A 12270-nucleotide genomic window follows, 5' to 3' on the forward strand; every position below is an offset into this window, starting at 1 on the left:
CGCCTACTTCCCCTGGGGCTCGAACGGACCGGGCGCCGGGCCGGTGCGCGGGGTCGTCGACTGGCGCTGACGAGGGGCGGGCGACTGGTCGTTTCCGAACACTTCCCTGGCAATCGCGCCGATGCCGCCGAGCGAGCCGATCAAGGCTGACGCTTCCATCGGCATCAGGACGATCTTCTGGTTGTTGGCGGTGCCGATGGCGGCAAGCGCCTCGGTGTATTTCTGGGCGACGAAGTAGTTGATCGCCTGGACATCGCCGGCAGCAATCGCCGCCGATACCATCTGCGTTGCCTTGGCCTCGGCTTCGGCCAGACGCTCGCGCGCCTCGGCGTCGCGGAAGGCTGCCTCTCGCTGGCCTTCCGCCTGCAGGATCGCCGACTGCTTGGCGCCTTCGGCACGGAGAATCTGGGCGTTTCTCGAGCCTTCGGCTTCCAGCACCTGGGCGCGCTTCTCGCGCTCGGCCTTCATTTGACGCGCCATGGCGTCGACGAGATCCTTCGGTGGTGCAATGTCCTTCAGCTCGACGCGGGTGATCTTGATGCCCCAGGGGTTGGCGGCCTCGTCGACCACGCGCAGCAGGTTGTCGTTGATGGTGTCGCGGTTCGACAGCAGCTCGTCGAGGTCCATCGACCCCATGACCGAACGGATGTTGGTCATGGTCAGGTTGAGGATGGCGTTTTGCAGATCGGACACCTGGTAGGCGGCCTGGGCGGCGTTCAGCACCTGGTAGAAGGCGACGGCATCGGCCGACACGCTGGCGTTGTCCTTGGTGATGACTTCCTGGGTCGGAACGTCGAGAACCTGCTCCATCACGTTCATCCTGGCGCCGATGCGGTCGATGAACGGAATGATGATGTTGAGACCCGGTTCCATCGTCTTGGTGTAGCGGCCGAAGCGTTCCACCGTATAGCGATAGCCCTGCGGCACCGTCTTGATGCCGGCAAAGAGCACCAGAACGACAAGAACCACAAATGCGATGACCGCAATATCCAAACCGCCCAAAGACAAGTCCCCCATGATCACAACCCCAGTTTGAGGTGACACTCTAACCCAGACGTGGGCATCGGTCAGTCTAATTCAAGCGGGCGGGCGCAGATTTCCGTTTCAAAGCCAGCCGCTTAGCTCCCGGCGCACGACATGCTCGAGAACGGTCATACCCTCGGCACTGTCGTTGAGGCAGGGGATATGGGCAAACTTCTCGCCGCCATTGTGATGGAAGCTTTCTGCCGCCTGCTCTGCAATCTCCTCGAGCGTTTCCAGACAGTCGGAAACGAAGCCGGGGTTGATCACGGCGATGCGCTTGACGCCGTCCTGCGCCAGTTTCTCGACCGTCTTGTCGGTATAGGGCTGCAGCCACTCTTCCGGGCCGAAGCGGGACTGGAAGGTCACCTGCAGCTTGTCCTTGGACCAGCCGAGCTTTTCGCGCAGCAGGCGCGCGGTCTTCTGGCACTGGCAGTAATACGGGTCGCCCTTTTCGAAGTAGCTCTTCGGGATGCCGTGGAAGGAGGTCAGCACCACCTCCGGCTCCCAGTCGAGCGTCGCCAGATGCCGCGTGATCGAGGTCGCCAACGCGTCGATATAGACGGGATCGTCATGATAGGGCGGGACGGTGCGCAAAGCCGGCTGCCAGCGCATCTTGAGCAGGGCCTCGAATGCCTTGTCGTTGACGGTAGCGGTCGTTGCCGCGGCATATTGCGGATAGAGCGGGAACAGCAGGATGCGCTCGCATCCGGCCTTCTGCAGGGCCTCCATGCGCGAGGCGATCGACGGCTGGCCGTAGCGCATTCCCCAATCAACGACGATGTGCGGCTGATCGGCGAAGGCTTCCGCCATCAAGGTCGCCTGATTGCGGGTGTAGGTGCGCAGATAGCTCTCGTTCAGATCCTTGTTCCAGATCATCTCATAGGCCTTGCCGACCTTGCCCGGGCGGGTGTTGAGCACGATGCCATAGAGGATCGGATACCAGAACAGCCGCGACCATTCGATGACGCGGCGATCGCTCAGGAATTCCTTCAGATAGCGGCGCATCGAGGTGTAGTCGGTGCCATCGGGCGTGCCGAGATTGACCAGCAGAACGCCGACCTTTCCGGATTTAACGGTCGGGTGATCGCTGGGGGCGGTCGCGGCGGGCGCGTTGGTCATCTCGGTCCTCATGGTCACGTACAAGCAGGGGCATGCTCTTTGCTTCACGTCCTTCTAAGAAGAAAAGCCGGCGCGGGGAAGCCCGCGCCGGCTTTCGAAGGGGAGGCAAATTGTCTTACTTTGCCGGAATCTCCAGTTCGGTGCCGACGTGCAGGTGGCGCGGAGCCGGCTTGCCGTTGGCCTCGGAGATCTTTGCCCAGAGCGCACCATCGCCATAGAACGCCTTGGCGAGATCCCAAAGCGTGTCACCCTTGGCGATGACATGCTTCTGCGGGCCGGAAGCCGCAGTGGTCGCAGCAGTGCCGGCTGCAGGTTGCGTTGCCGTTGCGTCGGCCGGCTTGGTTTCCGCTGCCGGTTCGGCAGTCGTCGCGCCGGCGGCGGCAGCCACTTCGGTGATGCGGCCGTCGGTGTAGGGCTTGAACGGCTGGTGCGCGGCGAGATAGTCGGCCAGCACGGTTTCCAGGCCCGGGCCGTAGTCATAGGCATTCTCGCCCTTGGTCTCGAACACGTCGTAGCCGTCGCCGCCATTGCGCATGTAGTTGTTGGTGACCAGCGAGTAGGTCTTTGCCGGATCGAGCGGACCGTAGGCCTCGCCTTCCTTCACCTCGACCGAGACGACGCGGCTGCCGACCGGCTTCGAACGGTCGAAGGAATATTTGAGACCGGCGACCTGCGGGAAACGGCCACCTGCTTCTTCGAGCTTGCTGAGGCCATTTTCCAGTGCTTCACGGATGCCGTCACCCTTGATCTGGAAGGTCGCAACCGTGTTCTGGAACGGCAGGACGGTGATCGCTTCGCCCATCGAGACATCGCCGGCATCGATCGAGGCGCGCAGGCCGCCGCCATTGGTGATGGCGATTGTCACGCCCTGGCTCTTGACGCGGTCGAGCATGGCGTCGGCAACGAGGCTGCCCATTTCGCACTCCTTGGTGCGGCAATTGTCTCGCGAACCGTCGATCGGCGCTTCCGTCTTGGCGATGATCTTGTTGCGCAGCTCCTCGATCGGCTTGCCGAGCTCGGCCACGCGGGCCAGCACCGACTGATCCGGCTTGACGGAGCTGTCGACCAGGATCGGATCGCCCTTGGCAGCCTTGACCACGCCCTTGTCGTCGAAGGTGACGACGAGGTCGCCAAGATACTTGGTGTAGGAGGCGGCCTGGACGACGGGGACCTTGTAGCCACCGGGGTTGTCGACCATCGTCGGGTACGGGCCCTCGGCCTTTTCGTCGGTGTTCGACAGCAGGCTGTGGGAGTGACCGCCGACGACGACGTCGACATCGGGGATCTTGGCGATCGCTGCAAGGTCACGCGGGTAGCCGACATGGGTGAGCGCGATGATCTTGTCGACGCCCTGCTTCTTCAACTCCTCGACCGCGGCGGTCGTGGTGGCGACGTCGTCGCCAATCAGGATGTCCGGGCCGGGGGAGGAGAGCTCGGGCGTGTCGTTGGCGACGGCGCCGACGATGCCGACCTTCTGTCCGCCCACTTCCAGAACGATCGACGGCTTGATGCGGTCGCCGATCTTCGACTTGTGGCTGGGCAATACGTTGGCGGTGACGACAGGGAACTCGATCTTCTCGAGGAAGCCGACAAGGCCATCTTCGCTCTCGTCGAATTCATGGTTGCCGACGGTCATCGCGTCGAACTTCATCAGGTTGAGGAATTCGGCTTCGGCCAGACCCTTGTAGGTGGTGAAGAACAGCGATCCCTGGAAGTTGTCGCCGGCGTTCAACAGCAAGACGTTCTTGCCGGACAGGTCCTGGCGCTTCTGGTCGATCAGAGATTTCAGGCGGGCGACGCCGCCGAAGCACTCGTTCTTGCCTTCTTCTTCGGCCGAGCAGGTCGAATCGAACTTGTTGATCGATTCGATACGGGAGTGGAGATCGTTGATGTGCAGGATGTTCAGTTCATAATCGGCGAAGGCTGCGCCCGAGGAAAGGGCAAGGATGGACGCGGTCATCAGGCCGGTCCGCATGTGTCTGATCATGATGTTCTCCTGTTTTGCCTGTTATCTGCCGGCCGCTTGCAGACCCTCCGAAACGGGTCCGGTCCCCACGGCCGGGGTGGCTTTGCCGGGGCGGATGTTTTCATCACTTCGGGGCGACTTCAAGCGCTAAAACCATCTGCCGGTTGCCGGACATGCAACTACAGCGCCGCGCGTCTTATCAGACGCGCAAAGGTCGCTGTAGCACTTTGAATTTCTGCATGTTTTTATCCTTAAATCGGCTACGATTTAAGGAAACATGCAGTAGGGTTAAGCGGGGAAACAGCAACAAAAGAAGCCCCCTTGCGGAGGCTTTGATCGTTGTTCCAAGGCCTGTCTCAGCCGCGTCGCGCCAGCGAGAACTGGGCGCCTGCATCGGTGGTGCAATTGAGCTGGCTCTGGGTGACCAGCGCGCAATTGACCTTTGACTGGGTGTTGCGCACCAGGGAGGTCATGTTGATTTCGACGAGCGTCGGGCTGAGCTTCACGTAGTTGCCGGAAGCCAGCAGCTGGTTGCTATCGGTGGTGCGGGTCGAGAAGGTTCCGCCTGCAAAGGTCGACACGATGCCGTTCGGATCCGTCCATGAGCCTTCGACACCCGTTGCCTGGCGAGCGGGCGGTGCCCCTCCGACTTCCCGGGGCGACGACTGGCAGGAGGCCAGGGCCGCGGCGGTCGCGAGAAGGGTCAGAATTGCGAATGGCTTCATTGGCGATTTCCCTCGCTTTGTGCCGAGCGTCCGTTTCGTTTCGCCGAACCATGCCGCGATCAAGAGTTGAAAGCAAGAGTGGTCGGGCCAGCGTGCCGGGCTTTTCCCATATGAACAAAAAAGCCCGGAGCAGAAATGCCCCGGGCCGGATGCTTCGCAATGTCAGCGGTTTAGCGAACGAGGACGTTCTTGAACTGCCAGGGATCCTTGGTGTCGATGTCTTCCGGGAACAGGCCCGGACGACCGTCGAGCGGGGTCCAGTCGGTGTAATGGCCTTCGACCGGGCCGAGATAGGGCAACTGCACTTCGAGGCAGCGCTTGTAGTCCATCTCGTCGGCTTCGACGATGCCGGCCTTCGGGTTTTCCATCGCCCAGACCATGCCTGCAAGCACGGCAGAGGTTACCTGCATACCGGTGGCGTTCTGGTAAGGCGCGATGCGGCGGGTCTCTTCGAGCGACAGGCGCGAACCGAACCAGTAGGCGTTCTTGTCGTGGCCGTAGAGCAGGACGCCCAGTTCGTCGACGCCTTCAACGAGTTCCTTCTCGTCGAGAACGTGATGGACAGGCTGCGCATTGCCGCCGTTGCCGAACATTTCGTGCAGCGACAGGACTGCGTCGTTGGCCGGATGGTAGGCGTAGTGGCAGGTCGGGCGATAGGTAACTTCGCCGTCCTTGTCGCGCACGGTGAAGAAGTCGGCGATCGAGATCGACTCGTTGTGGGTGACGAGGAAGCCGTATTGCGGGCCGGGCGTCGGGCACCAGCTGCGAACACGGGTGTTGGCACCCGCCTGCTCCAAGTAGATAGCCGCCTTGCAGCCCTTCTTGTGCTTCTTGGCGTTCTTCGGCATCCAATTCTCGTGGGTGCCCCAGCCGAGTTCGGCGGGCTGCAGACCTTCGGAGATGAAGCCTTCGACCGACCAGGTGTTCCAGAAGACGTTGAGCGGCTTCGGCTTCTTGGTCAGCTGGGTGTCGCGCTCGGCGATGTGCACGCCCTTGACGCCGACCTTCTTCATCAGCTTCGCCCAGCCTTCGCGGTCGTCCTGATGCGGCTCGTCAAACTTCACGCCAAGGTCGTTGGCGAGGTTCAGGAGGCCCTGCTTGACGAACCAGGAGACCATGCCCGGGTTGGCGCCGCAGGTCGAAACGGCCGTGGTGCCGCCCGGGTTCTTTTCCTTTTCCTTGCGCAGCGTTTCGCGCAGGGCGTAGTTGGTACGCGCAGCGTTGTCCATTTCGGCATCGAAATAGAAGCCGAGCCAAGGCTCGACGACCGTGTCGATGTAGAGAACGTCGAGCTTGCGGCACATCTTGATCAGGTCGACCGAACCCGTGTCGACCGACAGGTTGACGCAGAAGCCCTGGCCTTCGCCTTCGGTCAGGAGCGGCTTCAAGAGTTCCTTGTAGTTTTCCTTCGTCACATGGGCGCGAACGTGGCGGACGCCATGACGCTCGAAGATCTCGTTGTCGGCAGCATCCTCACGCGGCTCGACCACGATCAACCGGTTCTTGTCGTATTTGAAGTGGCGCTCGATCAACGGCAAGGTGCCGCGGCCGATCGAACCGAAACCGATCATGACGATCGGGCCGGTGATCTCGCCGTAAACCGGGTAGGTGGTGTCTGCCATTTTGGTCTTACTCCTGAGGAAACTTTCCCTGAGACGGTGTTGAAAGTGTCTGAAAATGAGGCTCGCGCCGTGCGATAGGCCCTAGAGCATAGTTTGCTGTCACAATAAAGGGCCGCCGGGTCAACGCTGATCTGCGATATTGCTTAACCAGCAATGGAAAGCAGGGCCGAAATGAGAGCGTCCCGCTTGCTGACGAGGCCCTTGTAGGCCGCCTGCGGCAGGTCGAGAGAGTGCAGTTGCTCGACGAAGGAAAGGGCCAAAGTCGGCGCATCCGCTCTTTGGCGCAACAGCGCCAGGGGATCCGAATAGATACGGATCGTGAAGACGATGGCGCCGCTTGCCGGCAGCTTGCGCAATGTCTGGCGCTCGATGCGGATGAAGGTGCGCTCTTCAGTCAGCTCGACTGCGCCTGCCGAAAACCCTTCCGATTTCGACTTCGGCAGATGCAGGGAGCCGTCGACATTGACGGCCCAATTGAACCGTTCGACGAAACGGCCGGGCGGCAGGTTGTCGAACATGCGGGCGATCAGTTCGGCGTTGCGCGTGCCGTGTTCGAAGCCGGGAACAGGGGCGTGGATCTCGTCCATGGTGCGCCCGAACTTTTCGGCGAGCGACCAGGACGAGGGAAAGGCGATGTAGGCGGCGCCAAGGCGCCAGCCGCGGTCGCCGCGCTGCATGATTGCCAGGTCGTCCTGCACGAGCGAGCCCGCAAGCACAAGCGCGTCGTCGCCGGACAAGAGCACCCGCCGCCCGGCGACCATCATTGCATCATCCTGCCGACAGTAGATGTCGGGATACCGCATCGGCAGATAATCGGACAGGATCTGCAGCAGCTCGATCTGTGCGTCCTGAGTTCCGTCTTCGCTGGCAAAAACCGCGTCGCGGGACTGCGCGAGCAACTGCGCCTTCTGGTCGAGATAGTGCTGGAGCTGGTCGTCTGGTTCGATCCATCGATCGGGATCAAGCTGCGTGAGGCCGATGGTAAAGGGCTTGGAAGAGCCGTCGTAAGGCGTGTGTTTCATGCGGGATGACCGGATCATTCTCGCGATTTAACCATATTCCCTTTCGTTTCGCATGGGCCGAAGCTTGTCACAAGCACTTCGTGCTATAGCTTTGATACAATCATCCGCTACGCGCCATGATTGTTGTTTCCTTTCCGAACTGGAGGCGTCGCAGACTGAACGTGACCGGTGACCACATAAAGACCCTGATGGGCCTGCAGGCCCAAACGCCCGTGCTGATGGCGCTCTACGATCAGCACGACCGGCTGCAATTTGCCAATGATGCCTTTCGCGCCGCCTATTTCATTGGCGCCGACGAGACGCCGACCTGGGCCGACATCATGCGGCGCAACCATGCCGCCGGTCGCGGAACCGTGCTCACGACCAGCGACATCAATGCGTGGATAGCCTCAACGGTCAATCGGCGCGGCAAGATCCCGTTTCGCGCGATGGAGACCGATTTGCATGACGGCCGCTGGCTGTGGATGACGGAAACGGTCGATGCCAGGGGGTGGATGCTGTGCGTTGCCGTCGACATCACCACCATTCGCGTCGAAGAGCGCGCGCTGCGGCAGGATCGCGATTTCGCGCTGCGTGCCTCGCAGGTCGATGAACTCACCAATGTGCCCAACCGGCGCTACACCATGGGGCGGCTCGGCGAATTCATCGCCAATTGCGCCCAGAACCCGCACATGTGGGGCTGTGTCGCCATCATCGACATCGATTATTTCAAGGCGATCAACGATCGCTACGGCCACCATCAGGGCGATGAGGTTCTGCTCGACTTCGCCCGCCAGATGCAGGAGTTCGTGCGCCGCTCCGATTGCTTCGGCCGCATCGGTGGCGAAGAGTTCATGCTGATCCTGCCCGACACCACGATCAGCGAAGGCAACATGATCCTCGACCGCCTGCTCGACAAGGTGCGCAGCGCCAGGCCGCTGGCGAGCATTCCGGAATTCTACTACACCTGTTCGGTGGGGCTCGCCGAATACCGGGAGGGCGACGGTGTCAAGGACATCTATGCTCGCGCCGACGAAGCGCTCTATCTCGCCAAGCGGGATGGTCGCGATCGGGTGAAGCGGTACACCTTGCCGGGTTCAGACCCTGAGCTTCGCCCGGATCAGGCCCCGTAGGGAATTTCCGACATAGAGCTGGCCTCTTGCCAGATCGCCGAGCGATAGGCGGGCGACGCGCGCCTGCCTCTGGCAGATGAGTTCCGTCCTGAGTACACCGGCCAGGAGCCCGCAGGCGATCGGAGGTGTCTTCAGCGTGCCGCTGCCGTCGTCAAGGAAGATCGAGGTGATCGTTCCCTCGCAAACCTCGTCCCTTTCGTTGAGCAGCAGGACTTCGTCGACCTCGGTCGCCGGGTATTCCGCACGTGCAGCCTCGTAGACATCGCGCCGCGTGGTCTTGACCCGCAGCAGCTTGTCTTCGGAAGAGAGCCGCGTTTCTGCAAAACGCACGCGCCAGACAGTGTCTTCGGCAAGAGGAGTGAAAGCCGCCGTGGTGACGGCGATCGCGCCGTTGCGGTCAAGAGTCAGCCGGACACGGAGCGGGCTTGTTGCTCCCTGGACGGCAGCTTGCAACTCAGCCTGCGCCCGTTCGGCGCCGGCAAACTCCAGCCGCCGTGCAGAGCGACGGAGCCGGGCGAGATGCAATCTCAACCGAACGAACCCCGGTTCGTAGCGCAGGGTCTCGATCAGGGAAAAATCCGTCATCGGGCGATCTCGGTATCGCCGATGGCAAAGCGCGCCTTGAGCAGGCATTCGTCATATTCGGACTGGGCGCCGGAATCAAAGACGATGCCGCCGCCGACATTGAAAACGGCCTCGCCGTCGGCAAACAGCGAGATGGTGCGGATCGCGACGCTGAAGCGCATGATGCCGTTCGGCGCGATGAAGCCGATTGCACCGCAATAGGCGTCGCGCGGGCCGTCTTCGAGATCGTGCAGGATCTCCATCGCCCGCATCTTCGGCGCGCCGGTGATCGAGCCGCAGGGAAAGAGTGCGGCGAAAATATCGGTAATGCCGACATCGGGCCGCAGCTTGGCCCGGACATGGCTGACCATCTGGTGCACGGTCGGATAGGTCTCGATGTCGAAGAGTTTTGGGACGTCCAGTGTTCCGACCTCGGTGATGCGCGAGATGTCGTTGCGCAAGAGGTCGACGATCATGCGGTTTTCGGCCTGGGTCTTCTCATCGTCGCGCATGGCGGCAATGATCTCGGCATCCTCCTTTGCCGACGCGCCGCGCTTTGCCGTGCCCTTCATCGGATGCGTTTCGATCCATCGGTCGGCATCCACCCGGAAGAAAAGCTCGGGCGAGCGCGAGACGAGGATCGGGCCATCCAGCGCGACGAGGGCGCCGTATTTTACCGGCTGCCGTTCGATCAGCGACCAGAATGCTGCGCGCGGATCGCCGGACCAGCGCGCCCGGATCGGCATCGTCAGGTTTGCCTGGTAACAATCGCCCTGGCGCAGATGCTGATGCAGCCGGTCGAACCGCTCGCGGTAGGTGGGGAAATCCCAGGCGGCACGCGGCTCGGCGAGAAAAGGCTCGTTCTCGATCCGGCGCTGCGGCTCTGCGAACGGATGGTCGTCGCTCGGTGTGTCGAAGATGCCGAAGGACATCAACGGCGTTTCGCGACCCTCTTCGGCAAAGGGGCTCAGCTTCTCCTCGAAGAGATGGCCAGCCTCATAGGCCATGAAGCCTGCAATCCATTTGCCCGCCGCATGGGCGCGCTCAAGCTCGGCGAGGCCGCGGTGGAATTCGGCTTTGGTCCGCGCCGTGACGACGCGCTCCGGCCCGGCGAAAACCGTGGTTCGATCTTCGCTGTCGTCCCGGAAAAGCACAAAAGGTGCGTTTTCGTTCATCGATGCCGCTTCGCACTCTTCCTTGAAAGTCTCTGGAGCGCGGGCGCGGGCCCGCGCCGGATCACGCCTTATCAAGCGCCTCGAGTTCGTCGATCAGCCCCTCGATCATCGACAGACCCTGTGCCCAGAACGACGGATCGGTGGCATCGAGGCCGAAGGGGGCCAGCAATTCCTGGTGGTGCTTGGTGCCGCCGGCTTTGAGGAGCTCGAAATACTTCGCCTGGAAGCCCTTTTCGGCGTTCTGGTAGACGGCATAGAGCGAGTTCACCAGGCAGTCGCCGAAGGCGTAGGCATAGACGTAGAACGGCGAGTGGATGAAGTGCGGGATGTAGGCCCAATAGGTCTCGTAGCCCTCGGAAATCCGGATCGCCGGCCCGAGGCTTTCCGCCTGCACCGAGAGCCACAGATTGCCGATATCCTCGGCGGTCAGTTCGCCTTCCTTGCGGGCCGTGTGCACCTTGCGCTCGAATTCATAGAAGGCGATCTGGCGCACGACCGTATTGATCATGTCCTCGACCTTCTGGGCGAGCATGGCCTTGCGCTCGCGCTTGTCCTTGGTCTGGTCGAGCAACGCGCGGAAGGTCAGCATTTCGCCGAACACCGATGCCGTTTCGGCAAGGGTCAGTGGCGTCGAGGCCATCAGCGCGCCCTGTTCGCCGGCGAGAACCTGATGCACACCGTGGCCGAGTTCGTGGGCGAGCGTCATGACGTCCCGCGGCTTGCCCATATAGTTGACGAGCACGTAGGGGTGTGCCGACGGAACGGTCGGGTGGGCGAAGGCGCCGGGCGCCTTGCCGGGGCGCACGGGCGCATCGATCCAGCGGTTATCGAAGAAGCGTCGGGCAATCGCGGCCATCTCAGGGTCGAAGGCATGGTAGGCCGACAGGACCGTGTCTTTCGCCTGGTTCCACGAGATCAACGCATTCGGCGTTTCCGGCAGTGGCGCGTTGCGATCCCAGAACTCCATCTGTTCCATGCCGAGCCACTTTGCCTTCATGGCGTAATAGCGGTGCGAGAGGCGCGGATAGGCTGACTTCACCGCTTCCGCGAGCGCATCGACGACCTCGCGCTCGACGCGGTTCGCCAGATGCCGGCTGTCGGCGATATCGTCGAAGCCGCGCCAACGGTCCGAGATTTCCTTGTCCTTGGCGAGCGTGTTGGTGATCAGCGTGAAGGTGCGGATATTGGCCCTGAAGGTTTCGGCAAGCGCCATCGCCGCCTTCTTGCGTATCTCGGTCGAGGGGTCCTGCAGCAGGTTCAACGCCATTTCGATCGGCATCGTCTCGCCGTCGACGGTGAAGGTCAGCGACGCCATGGTCTCGTCGAACAGGCGGTTGAAGGCGGCCGGCCCGGTCATCGATTTCTCAAGGAACAGCTGCTCGAGTTTGTCGTCGAGCTGATAGGGCTTGTCCTTGCGCAGGTCGAGAAGCCAGGGCTTGTAGTGCGTCGCCAGGCTGTCTTTGGCGAGCGCTGCGTCGATCACGGCATCGTCGATGCGGTTGAGTTCGAGCGAGAAGAACAGGAGATGCGCCGACATGTCGGTCAGCTTCGACTGCACGTCGCCATAGAGCTTGCCGTTTTCCGGCTTGGAGGTGTCGGAGAAATAGGTCAGGCCGGCAAAGGACGCGATGCGTCCCATGATGTCTTCCAGCGCCTCGAATTCCTTGACGGCAGCGCCGATGCCGTCGTCGCCGGCCTTCGTCGCAGCGGCGGCAAGCTTGCCTTTCCACTTCGTTTCAAACGCGATCGAGTCCGCTTCGGCCTTTTTCATGTCGGAGCGAAAGGCGTCCGAGCTTGCGGACGGATAGAGATCCTCCAGCCGCCAGGAGGGCAGATCGCCGAGTTCGGCCAGCGCGCCTTGGGCGGGGCCGGTGGCGGCACGGACGACGGTTTTCTCGAGGGCAAAGGTGCGGAAGGTCATCGTCGGATTTCTCTCGTTCGT

Annotated in this window: 10 protein-coding genes; 1 reads left to right on the top strand and 9 read right to left on the bottom strand. The window is 61.9% G+C overall.

Annotated elements, in window-relative coordinates; translation table 11 throughout:
* Window positions 1-3 precede the first annotated feature (3 nt).
* From ABIE33_RS09925 to ABIE33_RS09950, 6 genes are all read right to left on the bottom strand, one after another.
* Entirely contained in the window at window positions 4-1002 is a 999-nt protein-coding gene (locus ABIE33_RS09925) for an SPFH domain-containing protein (RefSeq protein ID WP_429124359.1), read from the bottom strand.
* 102 nt (window positions 1003-1104) lie between these two features.
* Entirely contained in the window at window positions 1105-2142 is a 1038-nt protein-coding gene (gene hemH, locus ABIE33_RS09930; RefSeq protein ID WP_429124361.1) for a ferrochelatase, read from the bottom strand.
* A 115-nt stretch (window positions 2143-2257) separates the two neighbouring features.
* Entirely contained in the window at window positions 2258-4129 is a 1872-nt protein-coding gene (locus ABIE33_RS09935; protein ID WP_429124363.1) for a 5'-nucleotidase C-terminal domain-containing protein, read from the bottom strand.
* A 335-nt stretch (window positions 4130-4464) separates the two neighbouring features.
* Window positions 4465-4833 (bottom strand): outer membrane lipoprotein Omp10, encoded by a 369-nt coding sequence (gene omp10, locus ABIE33_RS09940; RefSeq protein WP_429124365.1) that lies wholly within the window; start codon window positions 4831-4833, stop codon window positions 4465-4467.
* 170 nt (window positions 4834-5003) lie between these two features.
* Window positions 5004-6455, bottom strand: coding sequence for a homospermidine synthase (locus ABIE33_RS09945; protein ID WP_429124367.1), 1452 nt, complete (start codon window positions 6453-6455; stop codon window positions 5004-5006).
* 143 nt (window positions 6456-6598) lie between these two features.
* Entirely contained in the window at window positions 6599-7477 is an 879-nt protein-coding gene (locus tag ABIE33_RS09950) for a heme-dependent oxidative N-demethylase family protein (protein WP_429124369.1), read from the bottom strand.
* A gap of 161 nt (window positions 7478-7638) precedes the next feature.
* Here ABIE33_RS09950 and ABIE33_RS09955 point away from each other — a divergent pair, with 161 nt between their 5' ends.
* Window positions 7639-8589 carry a GGDEF domain-containing protein gene (locus tag ABIE33_RS09955; protein ID WP_429124370.1) on the top strand — a complete coding sequence of 317 codons (951 nt, stop codon included), beginning with the start codon at window positions 7639-7641 and terminating at the stop codon, window positions 8587-8589.
* Here the strand turns inward: ABIE33_RS09955 and ABIE33_RS09960 are convergent.
* From ABIE33_RS09960 to ABIE33_RS09970, 3 genes are all read right to left on the bottom strand, one after another.
* The gene (locus tag ABIE33_RS09960) at window positions 8554-9174 is read right to left on the bottom strand and encodes an aminotransferase class IV family protein (protein WP_429124371.1); all 621 of its coding nucleotides are present in this window, start codon (window positions 9172-9174) and stop codon (window positions 8554-8556) included. The two genes, ABIE33_RS09955 and ABIE33_RS09960, sit on opposite strands and share 36 nt — an antisense overlap.
* Complete coding sequence (locus tag ABIE33_RS09965) at window positions 9171-10328, bottom strand: aminodeoxychorismate synthase component I (RefSeq protein WP_429124373.1); 1158 nt, start codon at window positions 10326-10328, stop codon at window positions 9171-9173. The genes ABIE33_RS09960 and ABIE33_RS09965 overlap by 4 nt, the downstream gene beginning before the upstream one ends.
* 61 nt (window positions 10329-10389) lie before the next feature.
* Window positions 10390-12249 carry a M3 family oligoendopeptidase gene (locus tag ABIE33_RS09970; RefSeq protein WP_429124375.1) on the bottom strand — a complete coding sequence of 620 codons (1860 nt, stop codon included), beginning with the start codon at window positions 12247-12249 and terminating at the stop codon, window positions 10390-10392.
* Window positions 12250-12270 lie beyond the last annotated feature (21 nt).

Origin of the sequence: Ensifer sp. 4252 (genome assembly GCF_050434565.1) — a bacterium.
Classification (GTDB): Bacteria; Pseudomonadota; Alphaproteobacteria; order Rhizobiales; family Rhizobiaceae; genus Ensifer.

What these genes read in the sequence shown, in the direction of transcription:
- ABIE33_RS09945 (WP_429124367.1), bottom strand. Translation starts at nt 6,455, where the DNA reads ATGGCAGACACCACCTACCCGGTTTACGGCGAGATCACCGGCCCGATC.
- ABIE33_RS09960 (WP_429124371.1), bottom strand. Translation starts at nt 9,174, where the DNA reads ATGACGGATTTTTCCCTGATCGAGACCCTGCGCTACGAACCGGGGTTC.
- ABIE33_RS09950 (WP_429124369.1), bottom strand. Translation starts at nt 7,477, where the DNA reads ATGAAACACACGCCTTACGACGGCTCTTCCAAGCCCTTTACCATCGGC.
- hemH (WP_429124361.1), bottom strand. Translation starts at nt 2,142, where the DNA reads ATGACCAACGCGCCCGCCGCGACCGCCCCCAGCGATCACCCGACCGTT.
- omp10 (WP_429124365.1), bottom strand. Translation starts at nt 4,833, where the DNA reads ATGAAGCCATTCGCAATTCTGACCCTTCTCGCGACCGCCGCGGCCCTG.
- ABIE33_RS09965 (WP_429124373.1), bottom strand. Translation starts at nt 10,328, where the DNA reads ATGAACGAAAACGCACCTTTTGTGCTTTTCCGGGACGACAGCGAAGAT.
- ABIE33_RS09935 (WP_429124363.1), bottom strand. Translation starts at nt 4,129, where the DNA reads ATGATCAGACACATGCGGACCGGCCTGATGACCGCGTCCATCCTTGCC.
- ABIE33_RS09970 (WP_429124375.1), bottom strand. Translation starts at nt 12,249, where the DNA reads ATGACCTTCCGCACCTTTGCCCTCGAGAAAACCGTCGTCCGTGCCGCC.